Source organism: Pandoraea captiosa, assembly GCF_902459775.1.
Lineage (GTDB): Bacteria > Pseudomonadota > Gammaproteobacteria > Burkholderiales > Burkholderiaceae > Pandoraea > Pandoraea captiosa.
Window position 1 is genome coordinate 457,598 of sequence record NZ_CABPSQ010000002.1, and the last position, 19,469, is coordinate 477,066.

At 62.6% G+C, this 19,469-nt stretch carries 17 protein-coding genes; 10 read left to right on the plus strand and 7 right to left on the minus strand.

Going from position 1 to position 19,469, the window contains the following annotated elements; genetic code table 11:
* The first annotated feature begins 20 nt into the window (after positions 1-20).
* From PCA31118_RS07290 to PCA31118_RS07305, 4 genes are all read left to right on the plus strand, one after another.
* Positions 21-2,027, plus strand: coding sequence for a lytic transglycosylase domain-containing protein (locus tag PCA31118_RS07290; RefSeq protein ID WP_150624392.1), 2,007 nt, complete (start codon positions 21-23; stop codon positions 2,025-2,027).
* A 52-nt stretch (positions 2,028-2,079) separates the two neighbouring features.
* Positions 2,080-3,030 (plus strand): complex I NDUFA9 subunit family protein, encoded by a 951-nt coding sequence (locus PCA31118_RS07295; RefSeq protein ID WP_150624394.1) that lies wholly within the window; start codon positions 2,080-2,082, stop codon positions 3,028-3,030.
* 239 nt (positions 3,031-3,269) lie between these two features.
* Complete coding sequence (locus PCA31118_RS07300) at positions 3,270-3,914, plus strand: glutathione S-transferase family protein (protein ID WP_150624396.1); 645 nt, start codon at positions 3,270-3,272, stop codon at positions 3,912-3,914.
* Positions 3,911-5,161: a multifunctional CCA addition/repair protein gene (locus PCA31118_RS07305; RefSeq protein WP_150624398.1), complete on the plus strand. Its 1,251-nt coding sequence runs from the start codon at positions 3,911-3,913 to the stop codon at positions 5,159-5,161. The genes PCA31118_RS07300 and PCA31118_RS07305 overlap by 4 nt, the downstream gene beginning before the upstream one ends.
* A 110-nt stretch (positions 5,162-5,271) precedes the next feature.
* Here the strand turns inward: PCA31118_RS07305 and PCA31118_RS07310 are convergent, their stop codons facing one another.
* From PCA31118_RS07310 to PCA31118_RS07320, 3 genes are all read right to left on the minus strand, one after another.
* A complete protein-coding gene (locus tag PCA31118_RS07310; protein ID WP_150625166.1) occupies positions 5,272-6,174 on the minus strand; it encodes a glutamate/aspartate ABC transporter substrate-binding protein in 903 nt (300 codons plus the stop codon).
* Positions 6,175-6,509: 335 nt separating this feature from the next.
* Positions 6,510-6,704, minus strand: a complete 195-nt coding sequence (locus PCA31118_RS07315) for a DUF2905 domain-containing protein (RefSeq protein WP_044453465.1) — start codon at positions 6,702-6,704, stop codon at positions 6,510-6,512.
* A 38-nt stretch (positions 6,705-6,742) separates the two neighbouring features.
* Complete coding sequence (locus PCA31118_RS07320; RefSeq protein WP_150624400.1) at positions 6,743-7,957, minus strand: class I SAM-dependent methyltransferase; 1,215 nt, start codon at positions 7,955-7,957, stop codon at positions 6,743-6,745.
* A gap of 267 nt (positions 7,958-8,224) precedes the next feature.
* Here PCA31118_RS07320 and PCA31118_RS07325 point away from each other — a divergent pair, with 267 nt between their 5' ends.
* The 5 genes from PCA31118_RS07325 (at position 8,225) to glmS (ending at position 13,885) form a co-directional block, all read left to right on the plus strand.
* A complete protein-coding gene (locus PCA31118_RS07325; RefSeq protein ID WP_174990376.1) occupies positions 8,225-9,064 on the plus strand; it encodes an SDR family oxidoreductase in 840 nt (279 codons plus the stop codon).
* A 21-nt stretch (positions 9,065-9,085) separates the two neighbouring features.
* Positions 9,086-9,481: a dihydroneopterin aldolase gene (locus PCA31118_RS07330; RefSeq protein WP_150624402.1), complete on the plus strand. Its 396-nt coding sequence runs from the start codon at positions 9,086-9,088 to the stop codon at positions 9,479-9,481.
* Positions 9,482-9,494: 13 nt separating this feature from the next.
* Positions 9,495-10,439, plus strand: a complete 945-nt coding sequence (ttcA, locus tag PCA31118_RS07335) for a tRNA 2-thiocytidine(32) synthetase TtcA (RefSeq protein ID WP_150625168.1) — start codon at positions 9,495-9,497, stop codon at positions 10,437-10,439.
* A gap of 145 nt (positions 10,440-10,584) precedes the next feature.
* Positions 10,585-11,946, plus strand: coding sequence for a bifunctional UDP-N-acetylglucosamine diphosphorylase/glucosamine-1-phosphate N-acetyltransferase GlmU (gene glmU, locus PCA31118_RS07340; RefSeq protein ID WP_150624404.1), 1,362 nt, complete (start codon positions 10,585-10,587; stop codon positions 11,944-11,946).
* 109 nt (positions 11,947-12,055) lie between these two features.
* Positions 12,056-13,885: a glutamine--fructose-6-phosphate transaminase (isomerizing) gene (gene glmS, locus PCA31118_RS07345; RefSeq protein WP_150624406.1), complete on the plus strand. Its 1,830-nt coding sequence runs from the start codon at positions 12,056-12,058 to the stop codon at positions 13,883-13,885.
* A gap of 228 nt (positions 13,886-14,113) precedes the next feature.
* On the opposite strand, the gene PCA31118_RS07350 is transcribed toward glmS, so the two are convergent.
* The 4 genes from PCA31118_RS07350 to PCA31118_RS07365 all read right to left on the minus strand — a co-directional run bounded on the left by PCA31118_RS07350 (position 14,114) and on the right by PCA31118_RS07365 (position 17,895).
* A complete protein-coding gene (locus tag PCA31118_RS07350) occupies positions 14,114-14,470 on the minus strand; it encodes a VOC family protein (RefSeq protein ID WP_150624408.1) in 357 nt (118 codons plus the stop codon).
* Positions 14,467-14,892 (minus strand): DUF3224 domain-containing protein, encoded by a 426-nt coding sequence (locus tag PCA31118_RS07355; RefSeq protein ID WP_150624410.1) that lies wholly within the window; start codon positions 14,890-14,892, stop codon positions 14,467-14,469. Before PCA31118_RS07355 ends, PCA31118_RS07350 begins: the two co-directional genes overlap by 4 nt.
* A gap of 999 nt (positions 14,893-15,891) precedes the next feature.
* Entirely contained in the window at positions 15,892-17,049 is a 1,158-nt protein-coding gene (locus tag PCA31118_RS07360) for a porin (protein ID WP_150624412.1), read from the minus strand.
* A gap of 282 nt (positions 17,050-17,331) precedes the next feature.
* Positions 17,332-17,895 (minus strand): lytic transglycosylase domain-containing protein, encoded by a 564-nt coding sequence (locus tag PCA31118_RS07365; RefSeq protein WP_246190122.1) that lies wholly within the window; start codon positions 17,893-17,895, stop codon positions 17,332-17,334.
* Positions 17,896-18,278: 383 nt separating this feature from the next.
* On the opposite strand from PCA31118_RS07365, the gene PCA31118_RS07370 reads away from it, so the two are divergent.
* The gene (locus tag PCA31118_RS07370) at positions 18,279-19,376 is read left to right on the plus strand and encodes a saccharopine dehydrogenase family protein (RefSeq protein ID WP_150624414.1); all 1,098 of its coding nucleotides are present in this window, start codon (positions 18,279-18,281) and stop codon (positions 19,374-19,376) included.
* The last annotated feature ends 93 nt before the right edge of the window (positions 19,377-19,469 follow it).

Here is a 19,469-nt window from a genome sequence, read left to right on the forward strand (position 1 = left end):
TTTACCCGACGCTCCCGAAGATGTCCGAACGTTTGACCCGAGTATATCGCGCCGCCGCGCTTGCCCTGACTGCCGTAACGCTGGTGGCATGCAGCACGACCGAGGCGACCGGCCGTCCCAAGGCGCAGACGGCGGCAAGCCGCTCGGCAACGTCTGCCGACGCGCTTTCGCAGCGCTCGCCGGATGACATCTTCGTCCAGCTGCGTGACGCTGCCCGCAGCAACGATACGCCGCGTGTCGCCGCGCTCGCCGCCATGCTCTCCGACTACGACGTGCCGTCGTACGTCCAGTACTTCCAGATCAAGTCACGCATGTTCGATCGCTCGGGCAAGGCGCTGATCGACACGCCCGACGACGAAATTCGCGCCTTCCTGCGCACGTACGACGGTCAGGCCATCGCTGATCGCCTGCGCAACGACTGGCTGCTTTCGCTGGGTAAGCGGCACGACTGGCAAACGTTCGACGCGCAGTATCCGAAGTTCGTCCTCGACGACGATACCCAGGTCAAGTGCTATGCGCTGATGTCGCGCGCCTCGCGTGGCGAGAACGTGACGCAGGCGGCCATCGATTTGCTGACCACGCCGAAGTACTACGGCGACGGTTGCGTCGACATGATCAATACGCTGGCGGCGAGCGGTCAGTTGCCGCGCAAGGAAGTCTGGCATCAGATTCGCCTGGCCTACGAAGAGAACTACACCTCGCTTGGCAAGCAGATTGCCGATGCGCTGGGCGCCGCACGTCCGGACGACACCCTGCTCGATATGGCGGCCACGCGCCCGGCACAGATTCTCGCGCGCGGCGTGGACGGCTCGGAGGCGTCGCGCCAGCTCGCGCTGCTCGCCACCGTTCGCATGGCCCGCTCGGACGCCATGCTGGCCGCGAGCAATTTCGGCAGCATCGCCGGCAGCCTGTCGCAGGACGAGCGCGCCATCGGTTGGGGCGCGATCGGCATGCGCGGCGCGTTGTCGCAGAACCCGATGGCGATCAACTGGTATCGCCAGGCAGGCAACGCCAAGCTCTCCAACACGGCGCAGGAGTGGAAGATCCGTGCGGCGCTGCGCGCAGGCGACTGGAATCTCGTGCGTACCGGTATCGAAGCAATGCCCGCCGCATTGCGCGACGACGGCGTGTGGACTTACTGGTACGGCCGCGCGCTGCGCGAAGCGGGACAAGCGGATGCCGCCCGTGCACAGTTCCAGAAAATTGCCTCGCAACCGAATTTCTACGGGCAACTCGCGAACGAAGAACTCGGCAACAAGACGGCGCTGCCGCCGCGCACCACCGTCACGCAAGCCGAAATCGACGCGAACCGTTCCAACCCCGGCTTCCTGCGCGCGGCGAAGTTCTACGACCTGGGCCTGCGTTTCGAAGGCAACCGCGAGTGGAACTGGGAATTGCGCAACATGACCGACCGTCAGCTGATCGCCGCCGCGCAGTACGCCAACGGCATCGAACTGTTCGACCGCGCCGTGAACACGGCGGATCGTACGAAGGTGGAGCATGACTTCACGCTGCGCTATCTGATGCCGTTCCGCGACAAGGTCGACCGCTTCTCCAAGAGCGTCGATCTGGACGAAGCGTGGGCCTACGGCCTGATCCGCCAGGAGTCGCGTTTCATCATCAATGCCCGCTCGTCGGCTGGCGCCGGCGGTCTGATGCAGGTCATGCCGGCGACGGCCAAGATGGTCGCCAAGCAGATCGGCATGGACTACAGCCCGGGCATGATGCACGACATCGACACCAACATCCGTCTGGGCACGAGCTATCTGTCGGGTATCTACAATCAGTTCGACGGATCGGCCGTGCTGGCATCTGCCGGTTACAACGCAGGTCCGGGGCGTCCGCGTACGTGGCGCTCTACGCTCGACCGTCCGGTCGAGGGCGCGATCTTCGCGGAGACGATTCCGTTCAACGAGACGCGTCAGTATGTCGAGAACGTGTTGTCGAACACCACGTATTACTCGGCCATCATCACGGGCCGTCCGCAATCGCTCAAGGAGCGGCTCGGCGTAATCCTGCCCCAGTGACGGGGGCAGCGGTCGGGGCCGCGAACCCATGGTCATAACGCGGAGGTGACGCATGCGCTATAACGTTTGTGTCGTCGGAGGCACCGGCTTCATCGGCAGCCATCTGGTAGCGAGACTGGTGACGATGGGGCATGTCGTGCGGTTACCGACTCGTCGTGTCGAGGCCGCCAAGGCGCTCGCCGTGCTGCCCGGCGTGGAACTCGTCGAATGCGACGTGCACGACCCGCGCGCGCTGGAGCGCGTGATCGCCGGCAGCGACGCCGTCATCAATCTCGTCGGCATTCTGCATGGCGATCGTGGCACGCCTTACGGTCGCGCCTTTGCGCGTGCGCACGTCGAGCTGCCGCGCAAGATTGCTCAGGCTTGCTCGGATCGCGGTATCGCGCGCGTGCTTCACATGAGCGCGCTCGGCGCCGATTCGAGCGGTCCGAGCATGTATCAGCGCTCGAAAGGCGATGGCGAAGTGGCGATTCGGGAGACGGGCATTGCTGCCACGATCTTCCGTCCGTCCGTTGTGTTCGGCCCCGGCGACAACTTCCTGAACACGTTTGCGAAGCTGCAACGCCGTTTGCCCATCGTGCCGCTGGCGAGCGCGAAGGCGCGGTTTCAGCCGGTGTATGTCACGGACGTGGCGCAGGCGTTCGCCCAGTCGCTAGACAACGATGCCACCGTGGGCAAGACTTACGAGCTTGGCGGGCCGGACGTTTATACGTTGGAAGAACTGGTGCGCTTCGCCGGTGCAGCCTGCGGTTGCGAGCGACCGATTCTGCCGTTGCCGGACAGCACGGCGCGACTTCAGGCCGTGATCTTCGAGAAGTTGCCCGGCGAGCCGATCATCACACGCGACAACCTCGACTCGATGACGGTGGACAACGTCATGACCGGCCCGCTGGCGCCGGAACTGGGTCTCACGCCGAACGGCCTGGAGATCGCCGTCGACTATCTCAACGGCGGCAACTGGGAAAAGCGGATGGCGGACTATCGGCGTTTCGCCGGTCGCTGACGATCGCCGATGGTCGCTGACGGTGGGGTCCCGGCGTTCGGATTCAGACGTTCGACGCCCGCCATTATCCGAGCGACTGGCGTGATCGGCGCGATCGGCGTGATGGGCACTACTGACGTTGCGACTGTGCGATCGCCGTCGCCGTCGTCATCGTCATCGCCATCGTCATGCGTAGTCCCTCTCGATAAATCAATGGAAACGCGCGACACCCCGGTGCCGCGCGAGCAAGGAAAGCCCTCATGCAACTCATCATCGCCAACAAAAAATACTCCTCATGGTCGATGCGCCCGTGGGTGCTGCTCAAGCATTTCGGCATCGCCTTCGAAGAAAAGAATGTGTGGCTGGCGCAGCAGGACTCGCGCGAGCAGATCTTGCGGTATTCGCCCACGGGCAAAGTTCCCTGTCTGATCGACAACGGCATTACCGTGTGGGACTCGCTCGCGATCTGCGAGTATCTGGCCGACGCCTATGCGCACCTCCCCCTCTGGCCGAAATCGCTTGGCACGCGCGCGCACGCCCGCAGCGTCTGCGCGGAGATGCATAGCGGCTTCACGGCGTTGCGCACGAACATGTGGATGAACGTGGCGGCGCACTGGCCGGGCGCGAGCGCCACACCGGAAGTGCTCGCGGACGTGCGGCGCATCGAGGCGATCTGGGAGGATTGCCTCGCGCGCTACGAAGGCCCGTTCCTGTTCGGGGATTTCTCGATTGCCGACGCGTTCTACGCGCCGGTCGTGATGCGATTCGCGACGTTCGAGCCGACGTTGTCCGCTCACGCGCAGGCCTACGCCGATCGCATTCGCGAAGTGCCGGCGGTGCAGGCATGGGTCGCAGGCGGGCGCGCCGAGACGCAAAGCATCGCTTTCTACGACGTGCGTCCATGAAGATCTACGCCGTTGGAGGCGCCATTCGCGACGAGATGCTGGGGCTGCCCGTCAAGGATCGCGACTATGTCGTGGTCGGGGCGACCCCGGAGGAAATGGTCGCGAAAGGCTTTCGCCCGGTCGGGCGCGACTTTCCCGTGTTCCTCCATCCGAAAACCCAGGCCGAGTACGCCCTCGCCCGTACCGAACGCAAGACCGCGCGCGGCTATCACGGCTTCTCGTTCTATTTCGCTCCGGAAGTCACGCTTGAAGAGGATCTGATCCGACGCGATTTCACGATCAACGCCATGGCGCGCGAAGTGCTGCCGGACGACAGTCTGTCCGATGTCCTCGTCGACCCTTATGGTGGCAAGCGCGATCTGGAGGCGCGGTTGTTCCGCCATGTCGGCGAGGCGTTCGCGGAAGATCCCGTGCGGATTCTTCGGTGCGGTCGCTTCGCCGCGCGCTTCACCGACTTTCATGTCGCGCCGCAGACGCTGGCGCTCATGCAGGCGATGACGGCCAACGGCGAGGTGGACGCGCTGGTGCCCGAGCGCGTCTGGCAGGAGATTTCGCGTGGCCTGATGGAGCATCGGCCGTCGCGCATGTTTGAGGTGTTGCGTGCCGCAGGCGCGCTTGAGCGCATCTTGCCGGAGGTCGCCCGCCTGTGGGGCGTGCCGCAACGCCCCGAATATCACCCGGAAGTGGATACCGGTGTGCACGTGATGATGGTGCTCGATTACGCCGCGACACGGGGTTTTTCGCTGCCGGTGCGCTTCGCGGCGCTCACGCACGATCTCGGCAAGGGTACGACACCGGAAGACGTACTGCCGCGTCACATCGGACACGAGGGGCGCAGCGTCGGATTGCTCGGTCCGTTGTGCGCGCGCCTTCGCGTGCCGGTCGACTGCCGCGAGCTGGCGCAGGTCGTGGCTCGCGAGCACGGCAATATTCATGCGAGCCTGAAGTTCGGTGCTGGCGCGCTGGTACGTCTGCTGGAGCGGTGCGATGCGCTGCGCAAACCCGAGCGCTTCGTCGAAGTGCTGCAAGCCTGCGAGGCCGATGCGCGTGGGCGAGGCGGTGAGTTCGCCACGGCGCCGTACCCGCAGCGCGAACGGCTGATGGCGGCGCTCGACGCGGCGCGAAGCATCGACGCGGGGGCGGTGGCGCGTCAGTACGCCGACCAACCCGCAAGAATTCGGGACGCCGTGCAAGCGGCAAGAATCGATGCGGTTGAAGCGGCCGGTCTGCGGGGCGAGGGCGAGTGACCGGAAACGAATGACCGAGGGGCGTGCCGGATTCTCGAATCCGTGCACGCCCTCGCGTTTTCCTTCGCCTGTCACCGGGCAACCGCCCGGTGATCAGTCGTTCGGCAGTCTCACTCGAACGCCTTGTCGTTCGGATTGGCGTAAAGCTGCTTGAGCTGCTCGCTCATCGGGAAGTTGAAGTTGATGTTCTTCGGCGGCACCGGCGTTTCGAACCACTTCTTGTACATCGCGTTGATCTCGCCGCTCTTCATCACGCCGGCGAGCGTGTCGTCCACGAGCTTTTTGAACTCGGCGTCGCCGTGTTTCATCATGAAACCATAGGCTTCGAACGATTGCGGCGTGCCGGTCACGACCCAGTCATCCGGGTTGCGGCCCATGGTGCGCGCGCCGGCGAGCAGCACGTCGTCCATCATGAATGCCTGCACGCGCCCGCTCTGGAGCATGACGAACGACTCGCCGTAATCCTTGCCCGAGATCACGTTCATGTTCATCTTCTTCTCGTTGTTCATCTTGCTCAGGATGCGCTCCGAGGTCGTGCCCGCGTTCGTCACCACGGACTTGCCCGCGAGATCCGGGAAGTCTTTCACGGCGCCGTTCTTGTTCACGAGCAGGCGCGTGCCGGCCACGAAGAACGTGTTCGAGAAGTTGACCTGCGCCTGACGCGCCTTGAGGTTCGTCGTCACGCCGCATTCAATGTCCACCGTGCCGTTCTGCACGAGGGCGATGCGGTTTTGCGACGTGACGGGAATGAAGCGCACTTGCAGGTCGGGCTTTTTCAGGCGGGTCTTTACGGCGTCGACGACCTTGTTGCACAGGTCCTGCGAGTAACCGACGACTTTCTGGTTGTTGTCGTAGTACGAGAACGGAATCGACGTTTCGCGATGGCCGATCGAGATCACGCCGCTGCTGTCGATCTTCTGCAGCGTCTCCGATGCGCCCTGAGCCAGCGCCGCACCGGCGGCCAATGTCATTGCTACACCCAGTACGCCACGCATCACCCCGGTCAACTGCATCTTGATCATGTCCTGCTCCTGAAAATGGTCTTCTCGTGATTCACTTCTGAATCATTTGTTTCATAGTAATTTTTTTGCAACAAATGATCAAATCGTTGTTAACCCTGAAAAACGGGACGCACCGAAACAGATGACCGGACGTGACGGCGCACGCTCCGCGTGACGAGCGCTGGGGACGGCGCAAACCGTTGCTTCGCGGGCGCTCAGCAGTGGGAAAGAGGCAAATCGAGAGGCAAATCGAGGGGCAAATCGGAGGCGATGTCGCGAGCGCGTGCTGCGGCCGTCAATGCTGCAACAGGTGTTGCGACGCGCCCGCGGGCACGAGGAGGGCGGGCTTACAGCAGGCGGATCAGCAGGTTGAAAACGAGCGAAAGCAACACGGTCGAGGCGAAGGGAAAGACCATCTCCTTGCCGCGCCAGCGCAGACGCACGTCGCCAGGCAGACGACCGATGCCGAGCTTGGTGAGCCACGGCGCGGCCGCCGAGAGGACGCAGATCGCGAAGAAGATGGTGAACATCCAGCGAAACATCGGCGGCCTCTCGGTGGTGGGGCTGTGGGGGTGGAGAATCAGAGGGCGTGGCTACGGTCGCCGTTGGCGAAGCCGATGAGCCCGGCCCATTCGTCCATGCCCCGCCCGAAGGCGATGACCTTGAACAATTCGCCCATCTCCGCCTCGGACAGCAGCTTCTGCGCGGCAGAAGCCGCCGGCAGGAACGTCTTCGGGTCGGTCGGATCGAGCGCGCTCATCAGATCGACGATGCCCGCGTTCATCAGGAAGCGCGCTTGCGAGGTGAACCCCAGCAGATCGAGGCCGGCTTCCACGCCCGCGTCGGCAATGCCCGAAAACTCGACGTGCGCGGTGATGTCCTGCAAGCCCGGGTAGTAAAACGGGTCGTCGTGCGCATGGTGACGGTAATGGCACATGAGCGTGCCGCCCGCGCGTTGGGCATGGTAATACTCGCGCGCCGGAAAACCGTAGTCGATCAGCAGCAGCACACCGCGTGCGAGCAACGGCGCCACGCTGCGCACGAACGCGGCGCCCGCTTCATGGGTTTCCGTCAGATATTCCTGTGTCGGCGGCAGGTCGTCGAGCGCGGTGAGGGCATCGGGCAGCGGCCCGGTGTAAAGACGTTCCTCCCATGCGAAGCCCTCCTGCGTGAGGACGACGCCGCGCTCGAACCAGTGCGGCTGACCTTTTTCATCCGGACGGCGCGCCCACAGCCGCACCGGCATGGCGTCGAGCACTTCGTTGCCGAGCATCACGCCGTGAAAGGCGTCAGGCAACTGGTCGAGCCACGTGACGCGATCGAGCAGATGCGGCGCCGCCTTCTCGATGGTGTCGCGCTGGCGTGCGCGAAGCTCGCCGGAGAGCTCCATGATCGAGTACTGCTCGCATGGCGTGCCTTCGGCCTCGAGCGCGAGCAGAAGATCGGCGGCGAGTCGCCCCGACCCCGCACCGAACTCCAGTACGCGGGCGTCGCCGGTCTGCTCGAAGATCTCGCCGAGCTGGCGAGCCAGCGTACGGGCAAAGAAAGGCGTGAGCTCCGGCGCGGTGACGAAGTCGCTGCCGTCGGCGGCGAGGCGCCCGAACTTGGCCGCCCCGGCGGCGTAATAGCCGAGGCCGGGGGCGTACAGCGCCAGTTCCATGAAGCGATCGAACGGCAGCCAGCCGCCGCTTGCTGCGATGGCGTCGGCAAGGTAAGCCGTGAGGCGGCGCGAGTGTTCGAGCGCGTCCGTCTCCGGAACGGGTAAACTATGGGGTTTCGGTGCGACCTGATTCATGCGGGCATTGTAACGGAGACGATGCAGACTGGCTGCGATGGATGAGATAAGCGCGTCTGCGGGCAAAATCGACGACTTTTGCGCCGATTTTTCCCGGTTTTCGATGCTTTTTGCGAGTTTTTCGCCAGTTTTCGCAATGTCTGCCGTCGCGTGCGCGATGCGGGCAACGCTTCCCGTCAGTGTCAGGCGACGGTCGGTGTCGCACCAAGCCATCCGAAATTCGTCCCCCAATCTGCCCCTGAGAGGCATTCGACAGGAATTCGCCGCATGACCGTTGCATCGACGCCACGCCCCGCATCCGCCAGCGACAGCGCCAGCACGTCAGACGTGTCGCGCGTGGCGCTCGTGACCGGCGGCGCGCGCCGCATCGGGCGGGCCATTGCCTTGAAGCTGGCGAGCATGGGATGGGACATTGCGGTTCACTACGAGCGCTCGCACGACGAAGCGCTCGAGACCGTCGCCGCCATTGAGGCGCTCGGGCGCCGCGCATGTGCATTGCAGGCGTCCCTGGCGGACGAAGCCGCGACTGCCGGTTTGATCGCCCGTTGCCGTGAATCGCTCGGTGTCGTTCGTTGCCTCGTGAACAATGCGTCGCGCTTCGAATACGATAGCGCCGACGATTTCGGGTATCAGGCGCTGGAGCGTCACATGCGTGTGAACGCGGGCGCGCCGCTCGTGCTCGCGCGCGAGATGCACGCTGCGCTCGGGGAGACGGGGCGCGGGGTGGTCGTCAATCTGCTCGATCAGAAGCTGGCGAATCCGAACCCCGATTACCTGTCGTACACGCTGTCGAAGGCGGCCCTCGATGTCGCCACCACGCTGCTGGCGCAGGCGTTTGCGCCGCGCTTGCGCGTGGTCGGCGTGGCGCCGGGCGTCACGCTCCTGTCCGTCGACCAGACCCCGGCGGGTTTTGCGGCGGCGCATGCCTCAACGCCGTTGGGCGCGTCCTCGACGCCGGAGGACATCGCTCAGGCCGTCGCGTATCTGGCCGAGGCGCCTGCCGTGACCGGCACGGTGTTGTATGTCGACGGCGGGCAGCATCTCGCGAGTTCATCGCGAGACGTGAAATTTCTGACCGAGCCGGCCGACGCCGACCGGTCTCGTTGATTGTCATTACGAGTCTTGAAAATGCATAGCGCTCTTTCCCACCCCCGCCTGATGGACTGCCGTCGCATGTTCCTGCGCGACTACGAAGTGTTCATCAATATCGGCGTGCACGATTACGAAAAGCGTGGCGAGCAGCGCGTGCTCATCAACGTGCAGTTGTTTGTGCCGCTGGCCGACAGCACGCCCACGGAAGACAAGCTCGACGAAGTCGTCGACTATGACTTCATGCGCGAGACCATCGCCAAGCGCGTGGGGCAAGGCCATATCCATTTGCAGGAAACCCTTTGCGACGACGTCGCGCGTGCGCTGCTGGCGCATCCGCGCGTGCGAGCCGTGGGCGTGTCGACCGAGAAGCCCGACGTTTATCCCGATTGCCACTCGGTCGGCATCGAAGTGTTCCAGATGAAGGATGCCTGACATGAGTGCCGTCATGCCCGAGACCGGCGCGCCGTTGGCCGCGACCGGCAATCCCGCCGCCGAGAGCGTGAAGAAAGCGCAGAAGCTGGCGTTCGAGAACAACAAGCTCGAAAAGCGTCTGTTCCGTCTGACGGGGCAGGCGATCGGCGACTACAACATGATCGAGCAGGGCGATCGTGTGATGGTATGTATGTCCGGTGGCAAGGACAGCTACGCGATGCTCGACATCCTGCTCAAACTGCGCGAGCGTGCGCCGATCGATTTCTCGATCGTGGCCGTCAACCTCGATCAGAAGCAACCGGGGTTCCCGGAGCATGTGCTGCCGGATTACTTCCGCTCCATCGGTGTGGATTTCCACATCGAGAATCAGGATACGTATTCCATCGTGAAGCGCGTGGTGCCCGAGGGCAAGACCACGTGTTCGCTGTGTTCGCGTCTGCGCCGCGGCATTCTCTATCGCGTGGCGGGCGAACTCGGGGCGACGAAGATTGCGCTGGGCCATCATCGCGACGACATCATCGAGACGCTGTTCCTGAACATCTTCTACGGTGGCAAGCTCAAGGGCATGCCGCCGAAGCTCCAATCGGACGACGGCAAGAACGTCGTGATCCGGCCGCTCGCTTACGTGCGCGAACCGGATCTGGAGCGCTATGCCGAGTACAAGCAGTTCCCGATCATTCCGTGCACGCTGTGCGGCAGCCAGCCCAACCTGAAGCGTGCGGAAATGAAGTCGCTCATTCGCCTGTGGGAGAAGCAGCACCCGGGGCGCATCAAGTCGATCTTCAGCGCGTTGTCCAACGTGGTGCCGTCGCATCTGATGGACACGAATCTGCACGACTTCAAGAACTTGCGCGCAACGGGACAACCCGATCCGCTCGGCGACATTGCGTTCGACGAGGCCCCCTGCGGCGATGAGAACGATGCGGGCATCATCCGCATCACTCAGTTCGACGACTGAGTCTCGGGCCGAGTCTTCGACCGAGTTTTCGACCGAATCGCTCGCCAGCCATCGATACGAACGTGCCTCGCCCCCACCCTCGCGTGCGAGGGCGGGGCGCGAGATCCCGAATCAAGCCTTCCTATTTTCGAATCGTCACGACGCTATGAATATTGTGATTCTCGCCGCAGGCATGGGTAAGCGCATGCGCTCGAAGTTGCCCAAGGTCTTGCAACCGCTGGCCGGCCGCCCGCTCCTGTCGCACGTGATCGCGACGGCCCGCAAACTCGAACCCGGCAAGCTGATCGTCGTGATCGGGCACGGCGGCGACGCCGTGCGCGAGGCGGTTGCCGGTGACGGTGTGTTGTTTGCCGAGCAGGCGCAACAGTTGGGTACGGGCCACGCAGTGCAACAAGCGGTGTCGTTGCTCGACGAGTCGGCTCCGACGCTCGTGCTGTACGGCGACGTGCCGCTCACGCGTGCCGAGACCCTGAAGGGTCTGATCGACGCCGCCGGCAACGACAAGCTGGGCGTGCTGACCGTCGACCTCGACAACCCCACCGGCTACGGTCGGATCGTGCGCGACGCGGCGGGCAACGTGCAGCGCATCGTCGAGCAAAAGGACGCCAACGAAGCCGAATTGGCGATCCGCGAAATCAACACCGGGATCCTGGTCGCGCCCACGCGTGCCCTCAAGGGGTGGCTTGGCGGACTGAAGAATCAGAACGCACAGGGCGAGTACTACCTGACCGACGTGATTGCGTGCGCGGTGGCGGACGGCGTGTCCGTCGTCACCACGCAGCCGGCGTTCGCGTGGGAACCGAACGGTGTGAACGACAAGGCGCAACTGGCCGAGCTGGAGCGCGACTATCAACGCAACGCAGCAGGCGCCCTGCTGGCGGCTGGCGTCACGCTGATCGACCCGGCACGGTTCGACCTGCGCGGCGAGATCGCATGCGGCACCGATGTGTCCATCGATGTGAACTGTGTGTTCGAAGGCAAGGTGACGATTGGCGACGGCGTGTCGATCGGTGCGAACTGCGTCATTCGGAACACGACCATCGGCGCGGGCACGCGCATCGAGGCATTCAGCCATCTGGATGGTGCGGTTGTCGGCGCGGATGCGCATATCGGGCCTTACGCCCGGCTGCGTCCGGGAGCGGATCTTGCGGACGACGTGCACATCGGCAACTTCGTGGAGGTGAAGAACGCCTCGATGGCGAAGGGCTCGAAAGCCAACCATCTGGCGTACGTCGGCGATTCGACCGTGGGCGCGCGCGTGAACATCGGCGCCGGCACGATCACTTGCAATTACGACGGCGCGAACAAGCACCGCACGGTCATCGAGGACGACGTGTTCATCGGCTCGGACACCCAGCTCGTCGCGCCGGTGACGGTGCGTCGCGGCACGACCATTGCCGCCGGTACGACCGTGTGGAAGGACACACCGGAAGATTCTCTGGTGCTCAACGGCAAGACGCAGGAAGCGAAGGCGGGTTATGTCCGCCCGCGCAAGCAGAAGCAGTAAAATCGCGGTTATGTGCCGGTGCGCGAGAGACAGACGTGTGCCGGGGAGTTAAAGCGGATCTCATCCGTTCGAATGCGCCGGAGACGATCCGGCCCTCAAGGAAGCGAATATGTGCGGCATTGTCGGCGCGGTAGCGCGACGTAATGTAGTACCGGTGTTGGTCGAAGGGCTGCGCCGTCTGGAGTATCGCGGCTATGACTCGTGCGGCGTGGCCGTGCTCAAGGACGGTGTGCCGCAACGCGCGCGCAGTGTGTCGCGCGTGGCCGATCTCGACGAGCAGCTCAAGCAAACGCAATTGGCGGGCGAGACGGGCATTGCCCATACCCGCTGGGCGACCCATGGTGCGCCGGTCACGAATAACGCGCATCCCATTTTCTCGCGCGACGAAGTGGCGCTGGTGCACAACGGCATCATCGAAAACCATGAGAGCCTGCGCGACGAATTGCGCGGTCTGGGTTACGAGTTCGTGTCGCAGACGGACACGGAAGTCATCGCGCATCTGATTCATCACATTCTGTCGAACGGCGCCGCCGGTGACCTGTATCAGGCGGTGCGTCTGGCCACGCGCCGTTTGCATGGCGCGTATGCCATCGCCGTGTTCCGCAAGCAGGAGCCGCACCGTGTCGTGGGCGCGCGTGCGGGCTCACCCCTGGTGGTCGGTGTTGGCGAGGGCGAGAACTTCCTCGCCTCGGACGCGCTGGCGCTGGCCGGCACGACCGACCAGTTCATCTATCTGGAAGAAGGCGATGTCGTCGAACTCACGCTCGATGGCGTGAAGATCGTGGATCGCAACGACGTGGCCGTCGAGCGCGAAGTGCGCACGGTGCAGGCCTATACGGGCGCCGTGGAGCTCGGACCGTATCGTCACTACATGCAGAAGGAAATCTTCGAGCAGCCGCGCGCGATCGGCGACACGATGGAGGGCGTGGAAGGCATTTCACCGACGCTCTTCGGCGAGAACGCCGAGGCGATGCTGGGCAGCGTTGACTCGATTCTGATTCTGGCGTGCGGCACGAGCTACTACTCGGGCATGACGGCGAAGTACTGGCTCGAGTCGCTGGCGCAGATTCCGACGCAGGTTGAAGTGGCGAGCGAGTATCGCTATCGCGATAGCGTGCCGAATCCGAAAACGCTGGTCGTGACGATTTCCCAGTCGGGCGAGACGGCCGACACGATGGCGGCGCTGCAACACGCGCAGTCGCTGGGCATGACGAACACGCTGGCCATCTGCAACGTGGGCACGAGTGCAATGGTGCGTCAGACGGCACTGCACTACCTCACGCGCGCGGGCACGGAAATCGGTGTGGCGTCGACCAAGGCGTTCACCACGCAACTCACTGCACTGTTCCTGCTCACGCTGACGATTGCCAAGCTGCGTGGCCGCTTGTCGGCACCGCAGGAAGCCGAATACCTCACGCAGCTGCGCCACCTGCCGGCGGCGCTCAATAGCGTGCTGGCGCTCGAGCCGCAGATCATTGCGTGGGCGGAAGAGTTTGCCCGCCGCGAGAACGCGCTGTTCCTCGGACGCGGTCTGCATTACCCGATCGCCCTGGAGGGTGCGCTCAAGCTCAAGGAAATCTCGTACATTCACGCCGAGGCCTATCCGGCAGGCGAATTGAAGCACGGTCCGTTGGCGTTGGTGACCGAGCAGATGCCGGTCGTCACGGTGGCGCCGCGCGACGCCCTGGTCGAGAAGTTGAAGTCGAACATGCAGGAAGTGCGCGCTCGCGGCGGCCAGTTGTATGTCTTCGCGGACTCGGACACCGAGATCGCCAACGCCGAGGGCCTGCACGTGATCCGTATGCCGGAACACTACGGCCAGCTCTCGCCGATTCTGCATGTGGTGCCGTTGCAGTTGCTCGCGTACCACACGGCGTGCGCACGCGGCACCGACGTCGACAAGCCGCGTAACCTTGCCAAGTCGGTGACGGTGGAGTGATGTAGTGAAGCCGGGGAGCTTGCTTCCCGGGCTGCGAAAAGGGCCGGTAACGCTGTTAGCGTGCCGGCCTTTTGTTTGCGTATTCGATGTGTATTCGAGGCGTATTCGAGAGGTATTCGAGAGGTATTCGAGAGGTATTCGAGGCGTATTCCATTGGCGCGTTTGCGCGACGTGGGCAGCGCAGCGCGCCACGTGGCGCGACGGTACGGGCTCATCTCATGCCACGGCTCAGGCTACCGCCGACCACACGGCGAGTTCGTATCCGTCCGGGTCGAGGAAGTGGAACCGTTGACCGCCCGGAAAGGAGAACACTGCCCGACTGATCCTCGCGCCGGCGGATTCGACGCGACGCTGAGTCTCCGCCAGATCTTCCGCATAAAGGATCACGAGCGGACCGCCCGGACGAACGGCTTCGCCCGTCGTGAAGCCTCCCGTCAGACGCCCGTCGCTGAATTCCGTATAGGTCGGACCGTAATCGGTAAATGTCCAGCCGAACACGCTGCCATAGAAGTCTTTGCTACGCGCGATGTCGGCGACGTTGAATTCGATGTTGTCGATCTGGCGATCGGTGCCTCGTTGGCTCATGCGTGTTCTCCGTTCGATGGTTGCGCGTCCGGCAGCGTGTAGCTGAAGTGATAAGCGTGTTTGCCGTCCGAGATGTCGATGACGAGCTGGCCGGCAAGACCGACGAGCGCGTCGGTGCCGGAGTCGGGAACGACCGTGATGGACTGCGTTGGCACCCCGCGCGCCATCGTGCAACTGTGCTGCAACACGAACGTGCCGCTGCGCCCGTGCAGCGTGCCACGCACCGTTTCCATCGCGACATACCCGGCAGAGCCCGCCGTGCCGCTGCGAAACGAGAGCATTTCTCCTTGGCTGGTGGCATTCAGATCGCCGTGGTACGTCTTATCGAGCGACAGGCGCCCAAGCCCGGTGCTCTGCGCCACAGCACTCAATTCCTGCGGCCCGAGTTGCACGTCGAAGGGCCCTTTTGCCGAGAAATCCACGGTTGCTCTCCTTGTCTGAGTACTGTGTTTTTGTACAGCATCGAGTGTACTCGAACTTGAGTGAGATGCAAGGTGAAATTTGTCACGACGAAAGAGATGGCTACAAGTAAACAACGATTTGCACCACTAACCGTATAAGCGTCAGGACATTTCCGAGTTTCTTGAGATTGAACGCCGTGGGATCTAAGCCACTTGTCGCCGTTCGCGTTCAGGGCACGGGTGCGCGAGCACTGTGACGTATCGGTGATCGTGCTCTTTTCGTGCCACTGCTTTACGAAGAGTCTCAAGTGGGACGACCGTCCTTTAGTGTCCATTCCTCGAAGCGAGATTTACTCGGATGCACGCGAACGCAGAATTCTTTGCCCGGTTCGGTACCGTCTCTCCCGCAAGTTTCTGCCAGGCATCGTTTTGAGTTTGGGGTCTCGAAGGATAACGTTGGCGGACGACAGACGGCCCGATTTCGTCACACGTGAGCATGTCGACGAAAACGGAAAGATGGGGCTTTACGCCGTTTTTTTTGAAGTCGAAAAAGACAAGGTGCGCAATCGACTGGTATTACGTGTCCAGTCCGCATATGTCTTGGAAGGTGGTCTAACGAGGCGTCAACGCGAGGCGAAGAGAATTGCGCTGGCGACGTTGCTGCGAAAGGTTCACGAAGGCACCGCGATACGGGCATAGCCCATATCGGAAAGACCAACGGCCACCATGAGGTGGCCGTTGCAGGCGGGATTCTCTATCTACACAAGTAGAATTCCCACTCCAGGTGGGACCCGGCATGCCGGGCGGCGCTACGTTTTTTTCACCCGCTTGTACGTAGTTTTCAGCGCAAATACTAATACAAGGCGTTTTGACCAGTCAACTTGCTGATCTTCTGAGTTGGATGGAGTGCGCCTCGTATGACCCGGAATCTCCAAACAAAAAGGGGAGTCCCCTTCAGGACTCCCCCAAACGACTGGAGCACTCAAACCAACGACAAAAACCTCTCGCGAAGGCGTTGGCTCAGAACTTGTGACGCAGGCCCGAGATCACAGCCGCCTGCGTCTTCGTGCTCGACGCACCACCGGCACCGTTGATCGAGGCGGCCGTCGCGTCGCCTGCGGCCTTTTGATAGATACCGACCAGATACACATCGGTACGCTTCGAGAGCAGGTAGTCCACTGCGGCATTGACCTGGTGGTACTTCGGGCTCAGATCGGCGAGTGTGGCGCTGCGCGTGCTGGCATCCGTGTACGTGTACGACAGACCGAGCAACAGCGACGGCGTCAGGTTGTACGTGCCGTTCAGTTCGTAGTTCGACACGCGCGCGCCCGTACCGCCGACGTAACGCAGTTGCGTGTTGCTGTACACGAAGCCAACGTTGGCCGGGCCGAACTTGTAGCTGCCGCCCGTGGCGAACACGCGTTGCTTGTCCACACCGACCGTGGTCGTGCCAATTCGGGCCGAGTAGAAATCGCCGCTGTAGTCGCCGGAAACCGCGCCACCGGTGTTGCTGCCATTCGGCGTACCGACTTCCAGATAACCGATGCCGAACTTGACCGGGCCGTTCGCGTAACTCGCACCCACGCTCCACGCGCGGTTGTTGGCGAAGCCATTGCCCGGCGTGCTGCTGCTCGGCTGGTTCGAGAAGCCATACAGGCCACCGAACGAGAAGCCGCCGTAATTGGCACTCGTGTACTTGATCGAGTTGTTGATGCGGAACGAGTTGTACAGGTTGTCGACATCGCCGACGTGAGCGCCGAGCTTCGTCGCAAACTGTTTGGCAGATGTCAGGCCGCTCACGAAGTCGACCACGGAGTCGTACTGACGACCGATGGTCACGCTACCGAACGACTTGTTCGACAAACCCACGAACGCCTGACGGCCGAACTCGCGGCTGCCCTGGCCCAGCGCGCCGTTCGTGAGGTTGAAGCCGTTTTCCAGCGTGAAGATGGCCGACGTGCCGCCGCCCAGTTCCTCCGACCCCTTCAGACCCCAGCGGTTGCCCGATTGCAGGCCGTCAGCCGTCGTGAAGTTCTTGCTGCCGCCGACATTGCTCACGTAGGCGAGACCGCCGTCAAGAATGCCGTACAGCGAGACGTTGCTCTGTGCTTGTGCAGCACCGGTGGCGGCGGCTGCGATAACGCCACACAGTGCGGCGGCCAATTGCGTCATTTTCATCGGTCGATTCCTCTATCGATAACTTATGGGTCAATGCGAACCCTTCGCCTGTGGACGGGCGCCCCGTGGGTTCGGGCCGAACTATATCGAAGGAATTCGCAATTCAATAGGTGTATTAACGAAAATTCGCGTGAGGTGTCTTCCCGCTGCAACGTAATGAATCCGTTGTCGACGAACGTGCGTGAATTCATTTTCATGACATATGAACGCCGTATAAAGGAAATGCGCGCAAAGTCCACCGATCATCAAAGCGATCATCAAAACAACGGGCAGACGCCGGTGTCACGGTTGTGACGCTGTCGTGTTCGGGCACGCACCGATGTCATCTTGTCCGTCGCACGCACTTAAGGCCATGCGCCGCGTGCGTTCCGCGACAAGCCGTGCGTAACGCTTGCGCACCTTGTCGGCGTAGCGTCTTCGCAGAGGCGCGCGGGCTTCACCTGTCCCGGCGTTGTAGGCGCCTACGGCTTCCCACCCATAGCCGTACTGACGCACGAACCCGGCGAGGATCCACGCACCGGTGACGATCGACGCACACGCGTCCTCGCGCAGATGCCGCTCCGTCACCCCGTACTGCGCCAGCTTGGGAAGATGAATGCTGTTGATCTGCATCAGACCGATGTCATAGGTGCCATTGCGATTGGTATTGCGTGCGTTCATGTCGAGATTCGACTCGACTTGGGCGATGGCGTAGAGCAGTAGCGGATCGAGCTGATAGCGCTCAGCGGCCACGTCCCAGCAGTCGGCGCTCGCGCGCGACGCGTGCAGCAAGCCGATGGCTGAAATGGCAACCACCCCGAATACACGCATGCCACGCATGCGCAGGCGATGCATAAGCAGCCACATAGGTTCATACCGGCGCAAAGCCGTAGACGATAAATTCAGACGTTTCGACCTCCGGTCCGCCCGACGCGGTCCCGGCGTTCGTCAAAGTCGCAACGCAAGCTTGGTGCCACAGTACGATGCGCGCTTCCGAAATTCGCTCGGAAGCGCGCCAGACTCACCGACCCGTGTGGCACGGTTGGCGCGTTCGTCCCCTATGTCCCGAGCAGCGCGCAATCCACCACGTGACGAAACGTATGTAAATATCGTCATTTCGTCACAAACGGCATATTTATCGACGATTTAACGCTACATTTCATCGTCACCTCTCCCTAGAATTGAAGCACTGACGCGTTGTCGGCCAGACCGGCGGCGCATTGACCGACGTTCCTGAATAGGGGGAAAACATGAAGAAGATTGCCTTGCTGGGTGCGGGACACATCGGCCAGACCATTGCGCGTCTGTTGCATGACAGTGGCGATTACCAGGTGACGGTTTTCGACCGCAACGCGCAATCGCGCGACGCGGTGCGCGAATACGCGCACGCCTTCGTCGAACTGACGCATCACGATACCGGCGCGCTGCAACGGGCTGTCACGGGTTTCGACGCCGTCGTGAATGCATTGCCCTACACCATGGCGACGAGCGCTGCGACGGCATCCGTCGCCGCCGGGTGTCACTACTTCGATCTGACGGAGGACGTGGCCGCCACGCATGCGATTGCGCAGCTCGCGGAGGGCGCCTCGACGGCGCTCATGCCGCAATGCGGACTGGCACCCGGGTTCATTGCCATTGCCGCCCATCACCTCGCTGCCGAGTTCGATCAGGTCGATTCCGTCAAGATGCGCGTCGGCGCGCTTCCTGCGTTTCCGACCAACTCCCTCAAATACAACCTGACGTGGAGTGTCGACGGCCTGATCAACGAGTACTGCCAGCCTTGCGAAGCGATTCGCGATGGCGCGCGACTCAGCGTGCAACCGCTGGAGGACCTGGAGCACTTCTCGCTCGACGGCGTGGAATACGAGGCGTTCAATACCTCGGGCGGATTGGGAACGTTATGCGAGACGCTGGCGGGACGCGTGCGCGATCTCGACTACAAATCGGTGCGCTATCCGGGGCATGGCGCGCTGATGAAAGTCCTGCTCAACGAATTGCGCCTGAAGGACGATCAGGAAACGATCAAGACGATTCTCAAGCGGGCGATACCGAGCACCTTGCAGGACGTGGTGCTCATCTTCGTGGTGGTCAATGGGCTGCGCGGCGGTGTACTCACGCAGGAAGTATTTGCGCGGAAGATCTTTGCCGAGCGTAACAACGGGCACAGCGCCAGTGCGATCCAGATCACCACGGCATCCGCGATCTGCGCGGCTGTCGACATGTTCTTCGCACAGCAGCTCCCGCAACGAGGATTCGTGCGCCAGGAGCAGATCGCGCTGCCCGACTTTCTTGCGAATCGCTTCGGGCAGGTCTACGCGCACTCCACGCACATCGAATCGCTGTCCTGACACGTCTCAGTCCTCACAAAAAAACACGACGGCCCGGCAAGCGGTGCACCCCCGCACCACCGGGCCGTCGTTGAGGAAAACAGGTTCAGGCGG

Bases quoted from the DNA above. Each gene is read 5' to 3' on its own strand.
- PCA31118_RS07305 (WP_150624398.1), top strand. From the start codon at position 3,911: ATGAAGATCTACGCCGTTGGAGGCGCCATTCGCGACGAGATGCTGGGG.
- PCA31118_RS07320 (WP_150624400.1), bottom strand. From the start codon at position 7,957: ATGAATCAGGTCGCACCGAAACCCCATAGTTTACCCGTTCCGGAGACG.
- glmS (WP_150624406.1), top strand. From the start codon at position 12,056: ATGTGCGGCATTGTCGGCGCGGTAGCGCGACGTAATGTAGTACCGGTG.
- PCA31118_RS07360 (WP_150624412.1), bottom strand. From the start codon at position 17,049: ATGAAAATGACGCAATTGGCCGCCGCACTGTGTGGCGTTATCGCAGCC.
- PCA31118_RS07290 (WP_150624392.1), top strand. From the start codon at position 21: ATGTCCGAACGTTTGACCCGAGTATATCGCGCCGCCGCGCTTGCCCTG.
- PCA31118_RS07370 (WP_150624414.1), top strand. From the start codon at position 18,279: ATGAAGAAGATTGCCTTGCTGGGTGCGGGACACATCGGCCAGACCATT.
- PCA31118_RS07300 (WP_150624396.1), top strand. From the start codon at position 3,270: ATGCAACTCATCATCGCCAACAAAAAATACTCCTCATGGTCGATGCGC.
- glmU (WP_150624404.1), top strand. From the start codon at position 10,585: ATGAATATTGTGATTCTCGCCGCAGGCATGGGTAAGCGCATGCGCTCG.
- PCA31118_RS07315 (WP_044453465.1), bottom strand. From the start codon at position 6,704: ATGTTTCGCTGGATGTTCACCATCTTCTTCGCGATCTGCGTCCTCTCG.
- PCA31118_RS07330 (WP_150624402.1), top strand. From the start codon at position 9,086: ATGCATAGCGCTCTTTCCCACCCCCGCCTGATGGACTGCCGTCGCATG.
- PCA31118_RS07325 (WP_174990376.1), top strand. From the start codon at position 8,225: ATGACCGTTGCATCGACGCCACGCCCCGCATCCGCCAGCGACAGCGCC.
- PCA31118_RS07350 (WP_150624408.1), bottom strand. From the start codon at position 14,470: ATGAGCCAACGAGGCACCGATCGCCAGATCGACAACATCGAATTCAAC.
- PCA31118_RS07365 (WP_246190122.1), bottom strand. From the start codon at position 17,895: ATGTGGCTGCTTATGCATCGCCTGCGCATGCGTGGCATGCGTGTATTC.
- ttcA (WP_150625168.1), top strand. From the start codon at position 9,495: ATGCCCGAGACCGGCGCGCCGTTGGCCGCGACCGGCAATCCCGCCGCC.
- PCA31118_RS07310 (WP_150625166.1), bottom strand. From the start codon at position 6,174: ATGCAGTTGACCGGGGTGATGCGTGGCGTACTGGGTGTAGCAATGACA.
- PCA31118_RS07295 (WP_150624394.1), top strand. From the start codon at position 2,080: ATGCGCTATAACGTTTGTGTCGTCGGAGGCACCGGCTTCATCGGCAGC.